This is a genomic window from Microcoleus sp. MON1_C1 (assembly GCF_036701945.1).
In the GTDB taxonomy this organism is placed as follows: Bacteria; Cyanobacteriota; Cyanobacteriia; order Cyanobacteriales; family Microcoleaceae; genus Microcoleus.
Map to the genome: position 1 here is coordinate 54,209 of NZ_JAUBRO010000019.1, position 20,336 is coordinate 74,544.

At 46.7% G+C, this 20,336-nt stretch carries 12 protein-coding genes and 1 tRNA gene; 8 read left to right on the top strand and 5 right to left on the bottom strand.

Annotated features, from left to right (window positions below; translation table 11 throughout):
* Nucleotides 1-81: 81 nt before the first annotated feature.
* Nucleotides 82-4,287, bottom strand: coding sequence for a DUF4347 domain-containing protein (locus QUA62_RS12975; protein WP_333404461.1), 4,206 nt, complete (start codon nt 4,285-4,287; stop codon nt 82-84).
* Nucleotides 4,288-4,670: 383 nt separating this feature from the next.
* Here QUA62_RS12975 and QUA62_RS12980 point away from each other — a divergent pair, with 383 nt between their 5' ends.
* The 3 genes from QUA62_RS12980 (at nt 4,671) to QUA62_RS12990 (ending at nt 11,433) form a co-directional block, all read left to right on the top strand.
* Nucleotides 4,671-5,801, top strand: a complete 1,131-nt coding sequence (locus QUA62_RS12980) for a serine/threonine-protein kinase (protein WP_333404462.1) — start codon at nt 4,671-4,673, stop codon at nt 5,799-5,801.
* Nucleotides 5,802-6,423: 622 nt separating this feature from the next.
* Nucleotides 6,424-9,903, top strand: a complete 3,480-nt coding sequence (locus tag QUA62_RS12985; protein WP_333404463.1) for a PAS domain S-box protein — start codon at nt 6,424-6,426, stop codon at nt 9,901-9,903.
* A gap of 258 nt (nt 9,904-10,161) precedes the next feature.
* A complete protein-coding gene (locus QUA62_RS12990; protein WP_333404464.1) occupies nt 10,162-11,433 on the top strand; it encodes an FAD-dependent hydroxylase in 1,272 nt (423 codons plus the stop codon).
* Nucleotides 11,434-11,669: 236 nt separating this feature from the next.
* Here QUA62_RS12990 and QUA62_RS12995 read toward each other — a convergent pair whose 3' ends face one another.
* The 3 genes from QUA62_RS12995 to QUA62_RS13005 all read right to left on the bottom strand — a co-directional run bounded on the left by QUA62_RS12995 (nt 11,670) and on the right by QUA62_RS13005 (nt 14,053).
* On the bottom strand, nt 11,670-12,485 hold the full coding sequence (locus tag QUA62_RS12995; RefSeq protein WP_333404465.1) for a sulfite exporter TauE/SafE family protein: 816 nt from the start codon (nt 12,483-12,485) through the stop codon (nt 11,670-11,672).
* A 132-nt stretch (nt 12,486-12,617) separates the two neighbouring features.
* On the bottom strand, nt 12,618-13,508 hold the full coding sequence (locus QUA62_RS13000) for a 3-keto-5-aminohexanoate cleavage protein (RefSeq protein ID WP_333404466.1): 891 nt from the start codon (nt 13,506-13,508) through the stop codon (nt 12,618-12,620).
* A 461-nt stretch (nt 13,509-13,969) separates the two neighbouring features.
* Nucleotides 13,970-14,053, bottom strand: a tRNA-Leu gene (locus QUA62_RS13005).
* A 228-nt stretch (nt 14,054-14,281) separates the two neighbouring features.
* On the opposite strand from QUA62_RS13005, the gene accC reads away from it, so the two are divergent.
* Nucleotides 14,282-15,634 carry an acetyl-CoA carboxylase biotin carboxylase subunit gene (gene accC, locus QUA62_RS13010; protein ID WP_333404467.1) on the top strand — a complete coding sequence of 451 codons (1,353 nt, stop codon included), beginning with the start codon at nt 14,282-14,284 and terminating at the stop codon, nt 15,632-15,634.
* A gap of 88 nt (nt 15,635-15,722) precedes the next feature.
* Here the strand turns inward: accC and QUA62_RS13015 are convergent, their stop codons facing one another.
* Nucleotides 15,723-16,007: a YggT family protein gene (locus QUA62_RS13015; protein WP_333285505.1), complete on the bottom strand. Its 285-nt coding sequence runs from the start codon at nt 16,005-16,007 to the stop codon at nt 15,723-15,725.
* A gap of 124 nt (nt 16,008-16,131) precedes the next feature.
* On the opposite strand from QUA62_RS13015, the gene psbX reads away from it, so the two are divergent.
* From psbX to QUA62_RS13035, 4 genes are all read left to right on the top strand, one after another.
* Nucleotides 16,132-16,251 (top strand): photosystem II reaction center X protein, encoded by a 120-nt coding sequence (gene psbX, locus QUA62_RS13020; RefSeq protein ID WP_006634855.1) that lies wholly within the window; start codon nt 16,132-16,134, stop codon nt 16,249-16,251.
* A gap of 281 nt (nt 16,252-16,532) precedes the next feature.
* Nucleotides 16,533-17,342, top strand: a complete 810-nt coding sequence (locus QUA62_RS13025; RefSeq protein WP_333404468.1) for a Ycf66 family protein — start codon at nt 16,533-16,535, stop codon at nt 17,340-17,342.
* Between the two features lie 266 nt (nt 17,343-17,608).
* The gene (locus tag QUA62_RS13030; RefSeq protein ID WP_333404469.1) at nt 17,609-18,733 is read left to right on the top strand and encodes a redoxin domain-containing protein; all 1,125 of its coding nucleotides are present in this window, start codon (nt 17,609-17,611) and stop codon (nt 18,731-18,733) included.
* A 109-nt stretch (nt 18,734-18,842) separates the two neighbouring features.
* Nucleotides 18,843-20,291 (top strand): trypsin-like peptidase domain-containing protein, encoded by a 1,449-nt coding sequence (locus QUA62_RS13035; protein ID WP_333404470.1) that lies wholly within the window; start codon nt 18,843-18,845, stop codon nt 20,289-20,291.
* The last annotated feature ends 45 nt before the right edge of the window (nt 20,292-20,336 follow it).

Genomic DNA, 20,336 nt, shown 5'->3' on the forward strand with positions numbered 1-20,336 from the left:
TGATTTAACAAATGATTCGTTTTTAGTGCCTACCTGATTTAGAAGGGCAACCACAGGATTGCCCCTACGCTGGAGTTAAATCTAAAGCAACACAAAATCCGATGCAGTAATCGAACTATTCAACCCAGTCACAGTTGCCAAAACTTGATCGGTGGATATAACTTTCAGCACTGTTCCTCCCGCAGTTTGACTAATTTCTAACTGCTGGAAAGTCAAACCGTTATCGAGCGCAAATTTATCGATACCTACCTCAAAATCAACCACCGTATCCGAGCCGGTACTTGGAGTTAACAAAAAGCGATCGCTCCCGCTACCTCCAATCAGAAAATCGTTGCCATTTTCGCCGCTGAGAAAATCATCTCCCAAACCGCCAAGCAAAGTATCATCTCCCTTGCCACCGTACAAACTGTCATTGCCGATACCGCCGTCCAAACTCTCAGCACCGCGGCCTCCAAATAGGATGTCATCGCCACTGCCACCTGTCAGCGTATCGAGTCCCCGCCCACCGTAAATCGTGTCATTGCCGCCGCCACCATCGAGGGAATCGCTAGCTTTTCGGGCACTGATAAAATCGTTACCGCTGTCGCCGATTAAAGTATCGCTATCATCAGTACCGACAAGATTTTTGCCCTCAGCGCCGAGAATTTCAGGAGAAGTATTGACAAGTTCCACATCACCTTGCACAACTGGAACAGCGGGTTGAGCCGGTGCTGGATTTCCTTGAATTTTGGCAGTTAAAAATTCGCCAGTATTTTCGGAAACTACCTGTGCGATTGGTTTTGTGCCAGCGGCCGCTTCTTCGAGGGCGATCGAACTTTCACCTAATGTCACCTTTTGGACTTTGGCAATTTCCGAGGGAATAAACTCAGGCAAAAAGTTAGATTTAACTTTATCCGTGCTTTGATTTGCCTCAGCCATTACCTTCGCCGCTTCCGGGGCAATTTGGGAAAGTTTTTCAGTGTTGAGATTGGTGTCAATTTCTTTGACCTTGGCAACAGATTGCTGGATAATGCTTTCTACCTGTGCCGCATCGCTCAAATCCAGGGAACCACCGGATTGAATTTTACTGTTAATTGCCCCGACAACAGCTTTGACGATCGCACCATTATCAGCCGTAGATGCACCGTCTATGAGGCTGCTGGTTTGGGTAATGACGTTTTGGACTTTTGTCATGGCGACTAGAGTTTCAACGCCACCCGCTTCATTTTTGGCTGTAGAGGCGATCGGATCTAAGTCTAATAAGTCAACTCCCGCAGGAATAGACAAAGTAGATTTAACTTTTGACTCGGCTTCACTCTGCGTCATTCCCCCAGCCATCAAATCAGTTACCAAACTCGTTAACAGAGTGACAACATTAGCATCTGCAGGTGCAGAAACAGGCGTTTCCAGTGGCAAACCTGTCGCAGTATCCGTCCCGCCAAAAGCAACTAAATTGCCTTCATCTGCATCGATTTTCCCATTTTTATTTTTGTCGAAAGTCTCCAAGGGAATATCGAGCTGATATTCACCGTTAAAGTCAGTAGTAGTTGAGGGTTCGTTACTATCTTTAATGCCATTTTTGTTAGCATCTAGGAAGATGGTTGCACCGGAGATGTAACCATCAATAACCAAGCCTTCGCTCAAACTAGAAATGGTCTGAAGAGGCTCGTCATCGTCATTATTGGTAACGAAAACAATTGATGTATTTAACCCGGAGTAATTGGGATCGGCGCTAACAGCAGGGTCGGCAATAATACTGTAATTTTGATTTCCATCAAATACAATATCATCAACGCCTTCTACCGTCACCCTCTGCTCTAGATTCCAATTAGTAGAATTGAAGGTAACAGTTGGTCTGGAAATTACTCCTTCTCCCACACTATTGCTACTAAAATTAATACTCACATCAGCAGTAGGTGGGCTGTTGAGTTTGACAGTGAATTGGTCTGTGCCACCTGTTTCTGTAGTGACTAATCCCGATGTTGGATTAATAATAATCTCTGGACTTGCAAGTATCAGTGTTGGCGTCACTGGTGTCACTGGTGTCACTGGTGTCGGCGTCTCTGGCGTCACTGGTGTCGGCGTCTCTGGCGTCACTGGCGTTGGCGTCACTGGCGTTGGCGTCGGTGTCGGCGTCACTGGCGTTGGCGTCACTGGCGTTGGCGTCGGTGTCGGTGTCGGTGTCGGTGTTGGTGTCGGTGTCGGCGTAGCGGACGTAGTTGGTGTTGGAGTTGGTGTTGGAGTAGCGGACGTAGTTGGTGTTGGAGTTGGTGTTGGAGTAGGAGTAGGGGATGTAGTTGGAGTTGGAGTTGGTGTTGGTGTTGGTGTTGGTGTAGTTGGCGTGTTGCCAAGAGTGTCATCGTCTATAATCGTACCCTTAGCGGTAGCAGTAGTAATGGTAGGTTTGGGGCCTGGTGCGATCGGATTTGACAAAGTAACGATAATGTCTTCATTGCTTTCTGGTAATGTATCGCCCAAGACATCCATAATCAGGGTTTTGGATGTTTCACCCGGAGCAAAATCGATCGTGCCTTTGATACCAGTTGCCTCAGAAGTCCCGCCAATATTGTTGTAATCGCTGCCGTTAGTAGCATTGCCAGTAATGTCATAACCAACACTGCTGCTAAATTCAAGATTGCCACTGCGAGTCACCGTGAAAATGGGATTTTTTACACCCGTGTTGCCTTCAGTATCGCTAGCAGCATTGATAGTAATCGCGTAAGAAACGGCCTGATTAGCGTCTAAATCGTTGAGCAAAACCCTGATATCTCCAAGGGTGTTGCCAACTATATCGGCCTGTTTATCTGCGTTAAGGTCTACTATGACAGGGTTGAGACCAGTGTAGGGAACCTCGTCGTAAGTGTTGAAGCCGCCCGTACCGTCTCCCCACAAAATGAAGTTCGAAATGACATCAGAAACTGCTAAATCAAGTTTGGCATCAGCATTAAAGTCTGCCAGGGCAACTGAAGAGGGGTTCACTCCTCCATAAGCACTGGTGGTAGAACCAAAGCTGCCCTTGCCATCTCCAAATAAAATAGAAACGCTGTTTGAGCCGCTATTTGCAGTTACTAAGTCAAGGTTGCCGTCGTTGTTCACGTCTCCCACATCTATAGAATTGGGGGATTTTCCTACATCAAAGTTCGTGGCTTTGTCGAAACTACCTTTGCCATCTCCCAACAGTACGGCAATATTATTAGATTTCTGGTTCGCAGTTGCTAAATCGAGCTTGCCATCGCGGTTAAAGTCTGCCACAACGATGCCATTGGCGGGAAATGTTCCCACACTAAAGTTAGTGGGTTTGCCATAGCCGCCCTTGCCATCTGCCAAGAGTATAGATATGTTGTTAGAGTCGGCGTTAAGAGTAACTAGGTCAAGCTTGTCATCGCCGTTAAAGTCTCCCCAATAGACGAAGGTGTAGGACGAACCCAAATCAAAGTTGGTGGCCGGACTAAAGCTGCCTTTGCCGTCTCCTAATAAGACAGAAAAGTCTTTAGAACTCAAGTTAGTAATGCCTAAATCAAGCTTGCTGTCACCATTAAAGTCTCCTGCGGTAAAGTCGTAAGGAGCTACTCCTAAATTAATTTTGGGGCCAAAGTTAAATGTGCCATTGCCATTTCCAAAGAGAATGCCAATGTTGTTTGACGAAAGATCCATAGTGGCTACGTCAGGCTTACCGTCACTGTTAAAGTCTCCGGTGGTGATATTGGTGACGTAGATTTCTGGATCGTAGTCATTAATTTTAAAGAGTGAGAGAACGTGGCTGTAAGCAGCCAATACCTCTGGTTTCAAGGCTAAAGGTGTTTTGATTTTTCCTGTTTTGATTTCGAGTTCCCAATCGCCGCCCTTGGCCGCACTTCCTGTGAAATTCTGGGAGGCGGCAACGCTGGCTCCGGTTAGTTCGCTCAGCTTTTTGATAAAGGCTATACCTGTGTCGCCTGCTGCTACTTGGCAACCATAAAGCAGAATTTCTGGTAGAATCTGTTCTTCCCCAGGGCTTGAAGGCTGCGAATTTGCGATCGCGCCCATTGGTGTCGAAAACCACTGCCGTAAAGAAGTGCGATCGCACTCGATGCTGTCTGCATTCAAGTTGCTGCTGCCCAATTGCAAGCAGCCCGGCGATCCGTGGGAAATTATGTGAATTGCTGAGACACTGCGATTTTGCAAGGCTTCTGCAATTTGTGCGATGCCGCTGCGACTGGCATCTAGTTGAATGACTTCGATTTCTGGGTTAATGCCGTTGGCTAAGGTTTGGAGTTCGGGTACGGCACTGTCGATAAATGCGATCGACTTTGTAATTGTTTGAGTCATTGAGTTTGGCATGATACACCTCTAAATATTTTGCTTAAATGGGGTACATTCAAATCAGGTATCTGCTAATTTTGCAATGTATTCCCTAGTTAAAAGTTGTAATTGAGATAATACCAAAAGCTACTTATAACGTCAATTCATAAAAGTCATAACTTAAAGTCATAAAAGTCATATTTGTAAAAAAATGTTGCAATAAGTAGACAAGCTATAAAAGTAAAGTTAAATCATGTATAAGCTAAATACAGCAGTTTTCTGTTGCCCGATCGCAACGCAATGGGTACTGGGTAATTGGTGAGTGGAAAGCTGTACCTCATCCCTGGCAAGTTGCTATTTTAGAAAAAAAGATGTCCAGAGCGCTTACAACTAACTTAAGAAATGAAGCTATGACAGTAGAAGAAGCCATCAATCTTCTGGACAATTTGGTAGAAAAGCAAACTGAGAAACACCTGACTCGTTTGCAGCAATCGATAATTCGCGGTGTTTTACAGTCTTGGACGTACAAAGAAATTCAGGAAAACGATCCGATCGCCCGCGGCTACACAGTGTGCTACCTAGGCCGCTATGTCGGCTACAATTTGTGGAAAGATCTGACAAAGGTACTGAGACAAGCAGGAATTCTTGGCGAAGAAGAAAGAGTAGTCGGAGCAAATCTTTGGGACTGCATCATGAGAGCTTTACAACAAGGTAGACAACCCGGCCCACCAACCGATCCGATGTTGGGAAAACTGATGCGGATGCGCTACCGCATCACCGAACATTTGGTCAGCACCGAGTACAGCGATACCTATCTGGCTGAAGATGAAAATTTGCCCGATCGACCTTTGTGCCTCGTCAAACGCCTGAAAAACCAGTCTCAGAGAAGCAGCCACCTATTCGATCGAGAAACGCGCGTTTTATATCGATTGGGCCAACACGATCGGATACCAGAATTGTTAGCTCGCTTTGAAGAAGATGGATATTTTTATTTAGTCTATCAATTCATCGAAGGGCAACCCTTGTATCAAGAACTAATCGAAGGTCAACCCTGGGAAGAACATCAGGTTATTGCTTTGTTGAAAGATATCTTGGAAGTGCTTGTCTTTGTTCACAAACAAGATGTAATTCACCGCGACGTTCACCCTCAAAACTTAATCAGGCGGACATCAGATGGCAAGATTGTATTAATTGACTTTGGGGCCGTTAAAGAAATCAACACTTCACAAAACAGCATCGGTCAAACGAAATCGCGCGGCGGTACTCAGCAAGACTACATTCCCCCCGAACAAGCCATCGGTTCACCGAAATTTTGCAGCGACATCTATGCTGTCGGGCTCATCGGGATTCAAGCCTTGACAGGGATGCGCCCGAAACAACTCAGAGTTGATAATTTAGGCAATCTCATCTGGCAGAAAAATGCAACTGTCACCCCGGAGTTGGCTCGCGTTTTAGACAAGATGGTGCTCTACGCTTTCCCCCAGCGTTACCCCTCAGCAACCGAAGCTTTGCAAGCACTTCAAAACTTAGGAGTTAGTTGACTGTTGTCCGTTGACAGTTGACAGTTACCAAATCCGACTTTAATATCCCCTCTTTAGTCCCTCTCTGCTGGGACTTTGTTTGTTTAGTAGCGGTTTCAACCGCCGAGTCTTATCTGTTCTGCCGATCGCATTTCCCACAGCCACAGCAACCGGTTTACAATGCGAGCGATCTTGTTGCCTATCGACTAATCCGCTACTATTACGCCTCGATGTACTGAGTAAAAACACTCGGTCTTGCCGCGCGATCGGGCCCTAATTGCCAAGGAAGAAGGCTGAAGCCTTAAGCAACAAGGCTGAAGGCTTCAGCAACAAGGAACAAGGAACAAGGAACAAGGAATTTTTTGTTTTAACTTACAAGCAACAAAAATTCTTAAATTCTGCCGAATGCCTTCTACATAAGAGCCTTCAAGCTTCGGTTGACTATCTATCTAAAGTTAGATAAAATAATTAATATTTTATGCTTAAAAGCTGTGAGGAAATTTTAAGCAGCTTTGTATAGCGGACAACAATATCACTAGAGTGTTTATTGTTACCTTGGATACGTAGAAACCAAATAATTCGAGGAATCGAGAAATTGGAACTTTTTGAACGAGCACAACAACTATCAAAGCCCTCAACCCGAATGGCTGCTGTCGAGTCTTTTGCCAAAAAAGCGAGTATTGCAGTAATGGCGATCGGGTGTACAGTCATTTTGGGTTGGATATTCGATCTGCAAATGTTAAAAAGCATTCTGCCCGGACTCGTGACCATGAAAGCCAATACTGCGGTCTGCTTTATTTTGGGCGGGTTTTCTCTATTCATCCAACAGCGGCGGCGCGCCGAATTAAGGGCAAGAAAGTATCAAAAAATTACTAATTTTTTAATTTATAGCTGTTCATTTTTAATTATATTAATTAGTCTATTAACCCTAGTTCAATATAGTTTTAATGTAGACTTAGGCATCGACAAACTGCTATTTAAAGAAAGTTACACCTTGACAAGCGCCGGAATACCAGGACGCATGGCTCCGAATACTGCCGGTGCTTTTTTATTGGTGGGAATAGCCCTGCTGCTGCTGTCAGAACGTCGCCCTAAATACCTGCGGATTCAAATCTTAAGCTGTTGTGCATTTTTAATTGCATTTATGGGTTTGATAGGCTACATCTACGACAAAGCTTTATTTTACCAAATTGGCAATTATACAGGAATGGCTTTGCACACGTCGGCAGCATTTATGTTGCTGAGCTTCGGCATTTTATTTGCCAGTCCAGAGCGAGGATTGATCGCAGTAATGACCAGCGATCGCGCGGGCGGCATCATGGCGAGGCGCTTGTTGCCACGGGCAATCATTATCCCGCCTTTAGTCGGTTATTTCATCCTATCTGGAGAGCGGTTACAAGCCTACACGCCGGAGGTAGGGATATCGCTGTTAAGCGTATTGAACGTGATTATTTTTACAGTTCTGATTTGGCAGAATGCCAAAACTCTTTGCAGCGCTGACCGGAAGCGGTATCGAGCGGAAGTGGGACTTAGGAAAGCTAAATCAGACTTAGAAACTAAAGTTGAGAAACGAACTATCCAACTACAAATCGCCAACGATCAATTGCAGCAGGAAATTCTCGACTCTCAAACAACAAAGCAGGCACTTCAAAAAAACTACAACCTGTTGTTTGCAGTCATTAACAGTACGCCTGCCGCCTTATTTGTCAAAGATATTCAGGGCCGTTACCTGATGCTGAATGCTGCGGGAGCCAGTATAATTGGCAAGTCTGTAGACGACATTATCGGCAGAGATGACAGCGAGTTATTTCCGCCGGAAATTGCAAGTAACATTAGGAAAACCGATCGCCCAATTATGACAGCGGGAAAAACGCAAGCGATCGAAGAAGAGCTGCCAGTTAAAGGCAACTTGAGGACATTTCTTTCTACAAAAAGTGCTTACCGGGACGGGCTAGGAAATATCAGCGGTATAGTTAGCATCGCGCGGGATATTACTGAGAGCAAACAAGCCGAAATCGCCAACAGAACTCTGGCAGCAATTCTGGAAGCAACGCCGGATTTTGTAGGTATCTGCAACCTCGAAGGACGCCCCGTTTACATCAACAAAGCAGGCAGAAAAATGGTGGGTATAGGCGAAAACGAAGATATATCCCACCGACAAGTTGCAGAATTCACGCCAGCGTCAGGCCGCAGCAATTTGAATCAAGCGATCGCCACCGCTGTTTCCGGGGGCGTTTGGAGCGGAGAAACAGCCTTCGTGTCAGCATCGGGACTCGAAATTCCCGTCAGCCAAGTCATCATCTCCCACTCCGCACCAGACGACAAACTCACATACATTTCGACGATCGCCCGCGACATCAGCGATCGCAAACAAGCTGAACAAGCGCTGCAACTGTCTCAAGCTCGTTTCGCCGGTATTGTAGAAATTGCCGACGATGCGATTATTTCGGTGGATGCTGAGCAAAAAATTATCCTGTTCAACCAAGGTGCAGAAAGGATTTTTGGGTGGACGGCTGCTGAGGCGATCGGGCAATCCTTGAGCCTCCTGTTGCCCGAAGCTTTTGCCACGCCTCACAGTCACCTCGTCAGCAATTTCGGCGGCGGCGTTAAACAAGCCCGACAAATGGGCAACCGCAAAGAAATTTTCGCCTGCCGCCGAGATGGTACGGCATTTCCCGCCGAAGCTTCTATTTCCAAACTCGAAGTGGCAGGCGAAATCATATTCACAGCAATTTTGCGCGACGTGACAGCCAGCCGAGAAGCCGATGAATTTGTGCGTCTGAGCGAGGAAAGATACCGATCGCTGGCAATGGCCACCGCGCAACTGGTATGGATGACAGACGCTCAGGGAAAGCCGCTCTCGCCGATCGACTGGATGGCATATACAGGTCAAAGTTTCGAGGAAGCTACAGACAACTGGGTTTCGGCAATTCACCCAGAAGATCGCCCGATCACCGCCCAAGCTTGGATGCGCGCAGTAGAAACCAAAAGTCTCTACGAAGTCGAGCACCGGTTGCGGGCAGCAGACGGTAGCTACAGACACTTCTGGGTGCGCGGAGTTCCTGTTTTAGCAGCAGACGGCAGCATTCGCGAATGGGTGGGAACTCACACCGACATTAGCGATCGAGTCCAAGTTTTGGAAGCACTCAAGCAGTCCGAGGGACAGTATCGAGCGCAAGCAGCCGAGCTCGAAAAAGCTGTCCACGAGTTGCACCAAACTCAAACTCAACTAATCCAAACCGAAAAAATCTCTTCTCTCGGCCAGCTAGTCGCCGGCGTCGCCCACGAAATTAACAATCCGATTAACTTCATTTACGGCAACATCACCCACGCCAGCCAATACGCCACAGACTTGCTCGGTTTGCTCCATCTTTACCAGGAAAAATACCCAAATCCCGTCCCAGAAATTGTAGAAGCAGCCGAAGATATTGAAGTTGATTACTTAATGGAAGACTTTACGAAGATTTTGGAATCAATGAAAGTAGGAGCCGATCGCATCCGCGACTTAGTTGTATCCTTGCGTAACTTTTCCAGACTCGACGAATCGCAGATGAAGCGAGTAGACATTCACGAAGGAATCGAAAGCACTTTGCTAATTTTGCAGCACCGAATCAAAGCTAATGTACTTCGTCCGGCTATTGAGATTATTAAAGAATACGGAAATTTTCCAAAAGTCGAGTGCTATGTAGGTCAGCTCAATCAAGTATTTATGAATCTTTTAGGAAATGCGATCGACGCCCTCGAAGAGTACAACAGCACTCATTCTTCCAAAGAAATATATGCTCGTCATAACAGAATTCGGATTAGCACAAGTGCGAATTCAGACACAGTAACCATTCGGATTTCCGACAACGGCATGGGAATCAATCAAGAAGTTATTAGCAAGTTGTTTGACCCCTTTTTCACTACTAAACCTGTCGGCAAAGGCACAGGTTTGGGACTGTCTATCAGCTATCAAATTATAGTTGAAAAACACCGAGGGAAATTACAGTGTATTTCCGCGCCCGGGGAAGGTGCAGAGTTTGTCATAGAAATTCCCATTTGCCAGAAACTATCAGCGCTGGCTACCGAAAACACTAAGGAAATGCTCATTAGTCATGAGTCATTAGTCATGAGTCATTAGTCATTAGTTTCAGGGCTGACCCATCAGGGGGGGGCTAGAAACCCGGTTTCTACGAGTTTTGCGTTTAGTGACGAGAAATATAGAAACCGGGTTTCTGAGGTAGCGAGTGCATCCAGGACTTGCATTTAGATCTCGTAGTCTGAAAACCTTGATTTTCACGGATGCCGATACTCTCCCTTTCTCGATCGCCCTAAATCGAAATAATTCTTTACAATAACAAAGTAACAATCCAATTAACTTTGACAAAATCCCTTGAAAATGCCTGTAAACCAACTTTCTCCAACCACAGCCTCCACGCAAACACCGACACTCGACTTTGACATAGCCATCGTCGGAGGTGGCATAGTCGGGGCCACCTTAGCCAGCGCCTTAAAAGATTCTGGATTAAAAATCGCTATAATTGAAACCCAACTCCCCGCCGCCGCCGCCGCCAAAAAACAAGCCTATGCAATCACCCTGCTATCAGGAATGATCTTAGAAGGTATCGGCGTGTGGCAGCAAATCTTGCCGCAAATCACCACCTTCGAGCAAATTAGTCTCTGTGACGGCGACTATCCCGGTGTTGTCGAATTCCACCGCCCCGATTTGGGAAATACTGGCAAATTGCCCGTACCAAAAACAGCTTTAGGTTACGTTGGGGAGCACCGAGTCATGCTGTCAGCTTTGCAGGAATGTTTGGCAAAAAATCCGAATTTTAGTTGGGTTTGTCCGGCGGAAGTAGTCGAGGTAAAATATTTAACCGATTGCGCCGAAATAGAAGTCAAACAAAACGGCGAAACTCGCACAATTCGCACCAAATTATTAGTCGCTGCCGACGGTTCGCGATCGCGCATCCGCACCGAAGCCAACATCAGCACTCGCGGCTGGAAATACTGGCAATCCTGCGTTGCTATCACTATTAAAGCAGAAAAACCGCACAATGATATCGCTTTTGAGCGCTTTTGGCCGAGCGGCCCGATGGGAGTCTTACCATTACCTGGGAACCGCTGTCAAGTAGTTTGGACAGCACCCCACGCGGAAGCAAAAGCTTTGCAACAAATGGATGAAACAGAGTTTTTGACTTTGTTAGAACAGCGCACGGGCGGGCTTTTAGGGCGTTTGGAATTGGAGAGCGATCGCTTTTTGTTTCCCGTGCAGTTAATGCAGAGCGATCGCTACGTTTTGCCCCGATTAGCACTAATTGGCGACGCGGCCCACTGCTGCCATCCCGTCGGCGGCCAGGGATTAAATATGGGCATTCGAGACGCTGGGGCGATCGCCCAAATCTTGCAGCAAGCGCACCAACAAGGCGAAGATATCGGCGATTTGCGAGTATTGAAACGGTATCACAACTGGCGGAAAAAAGAGAATTTAATCGTGTTAGGATTTACCGATTTTCTAGACAGATTATTTTCCAATACTTGGCTGCCAATTGTAGCATTTCGCCGCTTTGGATTGTGGTGTTTGCGGACAATTCCGCCAGTGAGGTTTTTAGCCTTGCGTTTGATGACAGGCTTGATGGGGCGGCCACCTGAATTAGCCAAAAATTAGTATCAGGAGTTGATAATGTCGATCTAACTGACTCACTAAGCGCCATTTTTGACTGGGGTTAAAAACATTTAATTGGTAGGTGCGTCGCTGCGACCTGTTAGATTGAACTTGCCAATTTTAGATAGCGACGCACATCATTTACCTAAAAAAAGCTATAATAGCAATCGTTCCAGCGATTAAGAACGTCCCGAATATCTTCGCGGTTGCTATACCTAAAAAGTGCTGTATGTTGAAACTTACAGAGCCCAAGCTTGTAACGACATATAGACCGCTAAAAAAATTAACAACCCGGTAAATAGAAATCTGACTAATTTATCTGACAATTTTGGCAACAGCCTAGCACCAAAATTGGCCCCAAATAACGATCCCAAACCCAGCATTAATCCTGGCTCTATCAATACATTACTAGAATCTGCGATTACATAACGACTGACGGCCCATAATGAAATTAATACAATAGCTCCGTAGCTGGTTTGTACAGATTCTTTAATGGGCATTTTAAGCAACAGAACTTGCAGGGGAACCATCACAATCCCTCCACCTACTCCAAACAAACCCGATAAAACTCCAGCTATCAGTCCAATGCCTTGAGTTTTTAAAATGGGCGCTGTTGAATTTGTCTGCGATTCAGAGAAATCAATTTTTGCTGCTTTTTTCTCTTCTTTTTGAAGTTGCTTTTTCAAGTTGATCAGCCAGATTGCAGTTATCTGGAGAGCAGCAAAACTCAATAATAGCCATTTACTAGGTAAAGCATTAGCAATGGCAACTCCTATTTCGGTTGTTAGCATTGCCGGGAATGTTAATAAGGAAACCGTTTCAATTTTAAGCGAGTTCATTTTCCAATTCTGGATTGTTCCAGAAAGTGCGCCCAGGCTAATTGCAACTAAGCTCGTTGCAACAGACTGAATAGGTGACGCGCCAATTGCTGCAAGGGCTGGAACATAAAGTAAGCCGCCTCCAATACCAAGGAGAGCAGAAATAATTCCAACAATTATGCCAATCGGAAACAAATGTAACACACCTAAAATACTGCTAACACTTACTTGTGTCATGGTAAAAATTATGAAGAAAGAGGGTAGTGGGCATCTCAATTCGCGCTTCATTACAGGAGTTTTGAAACGATGGCCCGAAACCAGATTCTGTCGAGGCAAATTCTGGAAACTTAGCTTAAAATGAGCGAACCGTCAGAATGAGTGCTGTGGCTGCTTTTGCATCCCAAGGATTTGGCGAGCTTGCTCAGGTGTTGCGATGGGATGCCCTAATTTTTCGCAAAGACCTCTTAAATTCGCCACTAATTCTGCATTTGATTTCGCTTTTTGTCCTTTACAGACATAGGTTTCGTCCTCAAATCCTGTGCGAATATGCCCCCCAAGTAGAATAGCTTGTTCTGCTATAAAATAGTTATATCGACTGCCAGTACCCAATGCTGTCCAGTGACATTGTTCTGGCAATTGCTTAACCATGTACTCCAGATTTTGAGATGTCGCTCCAATCCCTGAATAACTTCCTAGAATTAGGAGGAAATGAAGCGGATCTCTTAAGATACCTTTTTGCAGTAATTCTAAGGCTACTCGGATATCTCCCAGATCGTAAATATCGCATCTAGGGATCAGCCCTAAACTGTAAATACGCTCAATCTGCTCTCTTACATCATGTGGCGGGTTTAGGATGATTGTTTTTTCATCAATATTCCGTGTTGACAGGTTGAGCGCACACATCTCAGGCTGGAGTTCAGGCTTATTCCCCCACATTGCAGAAGATATTTTCACCAAATTACCCCGTTCAAATTTTTCTGGTCCTTGTGCTAACCTGTCTGTTCCACGTGGGCTGATTTCGATGAGGGGAGTAGAAACAATTTGTTTGAGCTTAGAAATAGCTTCATAATATCTCTCTGGATCGAGAGATTCTTCGCCATTATCGCCACGAACATGGAGGTGTATAATCGCAGCTCCATGTTCAAGTGCTTCTTGAGCCGATTTTGCTTGTTCTTCTGGGGTTAACGGAACAGGAGCTATTTCTCTAGTAGTGCGATGACCAGTGATTGCACAGGTGATAATTACGGGTTGCTTAGACATATTATTTATTTAAGTAACGGTACCCTATCTCAACTCTGCAACGGTAGTGCCAACTATACCATTAGGTTAGTGACACGGGGAATAAAGAATACTAATGTCGATCGCCCTTCCAAAACTGATACTTCTTATACAGAAAAAAGAAGTTAGATCGCACTTCATGGTAAGAAGCCTCGATCTAAAAAACCACTTAATACAAAACAACTGCCAACAGTCAAAACTGTCAACAGTTGTTTTATATATTCAATGCGGATTCTGCAACGGTAGTGCCAACTATACCATTAGGTTAGTGACACGGGAAATAAAGAATACTAATGTCGATCGCCCTTCCATAACTGATAATTCTTATACAAAAAAAAGAAGTTAGATCGCACTTCCTGGTAAGAAGCCTCGATCTAAAAAACCACTTAATACAAAACAACTGCCAACAGCCAAAACTGTCAACAGTTGTTTTCTATATTCAATGCGGATGGCGAGACTCGAACTCGCAAGGACATAATGCCACACGCACCTCAAGCGTGCGCGTATACCAATTCCGCCACATCCGCTCTTTCTGGCAATCTCCGGGATTTTTGCGTTACGAGTTAAAGATTTACAGGTTGAGGTTCCTGACATTTAACTTGTGACTTGCCCTTTTGCACCGCCGATTTAAAATCATAGCACCACTACCAGCAAAATGTAAAATAAATTTTTGTGAACAATTTCTGCAAAACGATTATCCAGAACATACCGAAAGGCATTATTGTACAGAATATTGAGTGAATTAAGCAGCGAAGATGGGGTTCTCGAAAATTTTAATCGCTAATCGGGGGGAAATAGCCCTCCGCATATTGCGGACCTGCGAGGAAATGGGGATTGCCACGGTCGCCGTTCACTCCACCGTAGATAAACACGCCTTGCACGTCCAGTTGGCAGACGAAGCCGTTTGCATCGGCCCCCCCACCAGCAGCAAAAGCTATTTAAACATCCCCAACATCATCGCGGCCGCCCTGACGCGCAACGCCGCAGCCATTCACCCGGGCTACGGATTCCTCTCGGAAAATGCCCGATTTGCGGAAATTTGCGCCGACCATCAAATTACCTTCATCGGCCCTTCTGCAGCCGCGATGCGGGCGATGGGCGACAAATCCACCGCCAAAGAAACTATGCAGCGGGTGAAAGTCCCCACAGTTCCCGGTAGCGACGGATTGCTGGCGGACGAACACGAAGCTTTGTCGATCGCCCGCGACATCGGCTATCCTGTGATGATCAAAGCCACAGCCGGCGGTGGAGGCCGCGGCATGAGGCTAGTTAGAGAACCCTCGGAACTCCCCAAACTATTCTCAGCCGCCCAAGGCGAAGCCGATGCAGCCTTCGGCAACCCCGGACTTTACCTCGAAAAATTCATCGAAAAACCCCGGCACATCGAAATCCAAATCCTCGCCGACAACTACGGTAACGTCATCCACCTCGGCGAGAGAGATTGTTCGATTCAGCGCCGACATCAGAAACTCCTCGAAGAAGCCCCCAGCCCAGCCCTCAGCCAGAAACTGCGAGATCAAATGGGTCACGCCGCCATTGCCGCAGCCAAATCCATCAACTACACGGGTGCCGGCACTGTCGAATTTTTGCTTGACAAATCGGGCAAGTTCTACTTCATGGAAATGAACACCCGCATCCAAGTAGAACATCCCGTCACCGAGATGATTACAGGCCTCGACTTGATAGCCGAACAAATTCGGATCGCCCAAGGAGAAAAACTGCAAATCAAGCAAAACCAAGTAATTCTCAACGGCCACGCCATCGAGTGCCGCATCAATGCCGAAGATCCCGATCGCAATTTCCGACCGCATCCCGGCAGAATCAGCGGTTATTTGCCTCCCGGTGGCCCCGGCGTGCGGATGGACTCTCACGTTTACACCGATTACGAAATACCCGCTTACTACGATTCTTTAATCGGTAAAGTAATTGTATGGGGGCGCGATCGACCCTCAGCCATCCGGCGCATGAAACGCGCCCTGCGGGAATGTGCTATCACCGGCGTGCCTACCACCCTGGGCTTTCACCAAAAAATCCTCGATTCCCCTGAGTTTCTCAGCGGCGAAGTTTACACCAATTTCGTCGAACAGTTCTTGAACAATAGTCAGTAGTCAGTAGTCAGTTGGCAGTTGGCAGTTGGTGGCAACTAATCCATGCGCGATGCGCGATGCCCGATGCCCGATGCCCGCCAACTGACTATCACATCATCATTGTCAGGATTCCTTGCTGACCGAGAATCATTTCTCGCAGCAAGCTACAGATACCCACCCAAATAATCGGCGTAATGTCCACCCCGCCGATCGGCGGTACAATCTTTCTCGTTACGGCTAAAAAAGGTTCCGTCGGCCAAGCAATCAGACTCAACGGAAATTTGCTCAGGTTCACCTCGGGATACCAAGTCAGGACGATCCGAAAAATAAACAGCAAGGTCATCACAACTAGGACAGAGCCCAGAATCCAACTTGCAACGGTAATACCAGTCATGGGTCTTATCTCGAAATTTTAAGTTTTGTTAAGTCTGCTCTTCATAATTTTAACCGTTTGACAGGTGCGATCGAAAGTATAAAATTAATAAAAATCAAATTGTTGTAACAAAGGCTTTGAATCTATGACTCCTTCTCTCGCGAACTTTTTGTACAGCCTGCTGGTGGGCGTGGTGGTTGTAGTGCTTCCAGCAACGATCGGCCTGATCTTCATCAGCCAAAAAGACAAAATCAAGCGCACCTAAAAAGTCAGCGGGTTTCTAAGTCCGGCGCTGCAAGTCAATTGTGGGCTACAAGTCCGGCATTTCCCCGATCCGAGAAACCTCGGCTGCCAGCAACTGTCAAGGCAAAACCTTCAGTTGACTGCCAAGCTGAGGTTTTTTCCCGTTAAACTCATTATTATACTCACTTCCCAAGCTGAAACCCTGACCGGACGCTGCCCCAGAAAGCACAGTCGGGCTGACAGACTTAATGATAGATGTAAAATCTAACTCGCTAACATAGGAAAGACATAGGAGATAGGCTAATGGTCAATTTAGGATTGAACTGGAGCAGCCTGTTAGGGATCATCCTAGCAGTAGCAGGGGCAGGACTGTATTTTCTGCGATCGTGGCGTCCCAAACTAGCCCGAGACCACGATATTTTTTTTGCAGCAGTCGGCCTGCTGTGCGGCGGTATTCTGTTATTTCAAGGATGGCGGCTCGATCCCATTCTGGCATTCGGTCAATTTCTGCTCGCTGGTTCCGCCATATTTTTTGCAGCAGAAAGCATTAAACTGCGAGGAGCGACCACAGCCCAAGCCAAAACTCGCGCCCAATACGTAGATGAAGAGCGACCGGTCAGCAACGCCTACGGTTACGAGGGCTACGATGGCGAAATGGAACAGCTAGAACCAGAGGAAGACTATCCGCAGCGTCCCCGGATCAGAGGCAGCCAAGACTACCGTTCCTCTCGCGAAGCCTACGAGGATGAACCCCGCCGCCGCCCCTCGAATCGCAACGGCAGCGTTAACACCTCCAGGCCTGAGTCGCCCGATAGATCGTCGCGCAAACGTCCCTCTCGCCCAGAAGCCCCGCCTGCCCAAGAGTCTGACAACTGGGACGTTTCAGACAACCCCGAAGAAAGACCAACCCGCAGCCGCAGCAGTCGTCCCCCTGCTTCGGAAAACCGCAGTTCCGATACGCCGCCGAGAACCAAAAAACCCCGTCCTACGGAATCATCCAGGTCTCGCCCCAGCAACCGCGACGTGGAAGCACCGCCGTCAGACTACGTGGAGTATCGACCTGTAGAATACCCGGAAGACCAACCGGATAATTCCCCCAGTTTCGACAAATAGGCAAACACTAAGTAGATGGGTGAAACTAAACTTTTCTCGTGCCCGCAGGCAAAAAAATAAGTTGCGTTTATTGAGTCCCATCTACTTATTCTCAGATATTAAAGTGATTAAAAAGCCAGTAAATTGTGAGTGTGAAACCCAGACCAACACAGATATACACAAATAAAAGCTAATTTTTTTTAAAATTATTTTGACCTACCGAACCTGTGGAACTAATCGACAGCATAATAATCTTAATATAAAATACCACTTATTAAATCAGCAAGATGCCATTACTCGAAATAGGAGATCCGGCTCCCTGGTTTTCCATTCCTTCTACAAATAACCCCTTATTTTATTTCTCAACGGTTGCCGGCCGACGAGTCGTGCTGTTTTTCTTTGCCAGCGCAGCTTTTCAACAAATCCAAGTTATCCTCAAAAGCTTTCAAGAGCTTTCAGAAGAATTCCAAAGGTTGCATGTAGCCCGGTTCGGAGTGAGCGTTGACCCAGCAGACAAAGAACAAAACAGACCGACAACAATTGCTCCGTCATTCCTCTTTTTCTGGGACTTGCATAAAACAGTCAGTCAGCAGTACGGTGTTTTCCGAGATGTCGAAGAAAATGGATTTGCCGGAGTTCACTATGCACCCCAAACTTTTGTACTCAACGAAAACCTTCAAATAATTAATATTTTGCCGATGGGCGAACCGCACCAACACGCCCAACAAGTATTAGATTTTCTCAAAACTTTGCCCCCTATTGAGGAAGCCCGAGCAGCCACTCGCCACGCCCCGGTGTTGGTAATTCCTAACGTTTTAGACAAAGCCTCTTGCCGCAGTTTGATCGATATGTACAAAGCTAATGGTGGCAGTCCCTCGGGCTTTATGAGGCAAATAGGCGGGAAAACTGTTGGCTTGCACGACGACACTTTTAAGAAGCGCCGAGATTTCTTTATTCAAGACGAGGATTTCCAGCAACAATTGAATGCGATTATTCTACGCCGGGTGCGGCCGGAAGTAGAGAAAGCTTTTCAGTTTACAATCACTAGGTTTGAACGGTATTTGATAGGTTGTTACGATGCTGACAGCGGCGGTTATTTTCGGTCGCACCGCGACAACACTAGCAAAGCTACGCTGCACCGCAGGTTTGCGATGACGCTAAACTTGAATGTGGGAGAGTACACGGGGGGATTTTTACGGTTTCCAGAGTACGCGCCGCACGGTTATAAAGGCGATTCTGGCACGGCGATTATTTTTTCGTGTTCTTTGCTGCATGAAGCCACTACCGTGATTAGTGGTCAGCGCTTTGCTTTGCTGTCTTTTTTCTACGGCAATGAGGACGCTGCGGTACGAGAAGCTAATTTTAAGTATTTAGCTGCTGATTCAGATTCCCAAATTGGAGAACCGGCGTGAGGAAGGTCACTACCCTGGTGCAAGTCCTAAAATAATTACAGAAGGTAGTTAGCGGTTAGCCACAAAACCTAATTCCTAGCTACCGATCGCTAAATAATAATCGATCGCCATGAATTTCAAACTTCTAACTTTAGCAGTATCGGGAATTTTAACGGTTGGGGTTGCAACCAGCGCTACTGCGGTTATTACGACATCCCCTGTGCGGCAATCAACAGATTTAACGGAATTTAACTCGGTGCATTCCCAGGGTGCGATCGCCCAAAATGTTGAAGAACAAACCAATATTCGAGTCTACGAAAAGGCTAGTCCGGCGGTTGTTACCGTCGATACAGATAAATCTAACGGCAGCGGCACAATTATCAGCCCCGACGGCATGGTGTTAACTAACGCCCACGTTGTTTCGGCAGGCGGTACCGTCAATATCATTTTGTCAGACGGCAGAAAACTTGTCGCCGATGTCATCGGATTCGGCGAAGAAGGTCTAGACTTAGCCGTGGTGAAGATTCGCGGTCAAAACAATTTGCCCACCATTCCTTTAGCCCGTCCCGGTTCGGTGAAAGTCGGGCAACAAGCATTTGCGATCGGCAATCCATTCGGTCAATTTCAAGGTACTTTTACAGTCGGAATCGTCAGCCGCATCGACCAGCAGCGGGGCTTAATTCAAACCGACGCCGCCATCAATCCCGGCAATTCTGGAGGGCCCTTGCTCAACAGTTCAGGAGAATTAATCGGCGTCAATACTTCTATTTTTACTCGCGGTCGGGGCGGTGGCAGTATCGGTATCGGTTTTGCAATTTCAGCAGACAAAATACCCGCTTTCCTGACAGCGGTACGAGAAGGGCGAGCTCCCCGCGTGGCTCAAGCCCGATCGCCCTTTGGCAACAAATCACCTCAAAAAGTTCCGTTAAACGGGCCCGCCGTCAGCGGCATCCTCACCGACAAGTCTAGCGTTCTGCCCACCGACAACAGCTTTTTTGACCTCTACTCCTTTGAGGGAAAAGCGGGCCAGCAAATCACCATAGAAATGAAAAGTCAAGAAATTGACCCTTATTTAATTTTGCTCGGGCCCAACCAGCGCGAAATCGCGCAAGACGATGACGGGGCAGGCAGTAAAGACGCCAGAATTACAGTCAGGCTGCCAGCAGACGGGATTTACACGTTAGTGGCAAATTCCTACCAAGCTAGGCAGTCAGGGGCTTATACGTTAGAACTGAAAGCGAGTGCTCCTACCGCGCCTTCTCGGGCGATTTTGCAAGAAGAAGGCGCTTTAGCAGCAGGCGGCCCAGTATTGCCGTCTGACAACAGTCTGTATCGCGAGTATACTTTTGAAGGTCGATCGGGTCAGGCTGTAACCATTTCCCTCGAAAGTACAGATTTCGATCCCTATGTGGCGATCTTTGGCCCTAACGGTCGATTAGTGGCAGAAAATGACGATGGGAGCGATTCGACTAAAAATGCGTTTCTGACCGTTACTTTGCCCGCTACGGGTCGCTATCGCGTAATTGTCAATGCTTACGATGCTTCTGGCCGGGGTCGTTACACTCTAACTGTCCGGTGAAAATGGGGAAAAAGGTAATGGGTAATCGGGAATTGGTAATTGGTC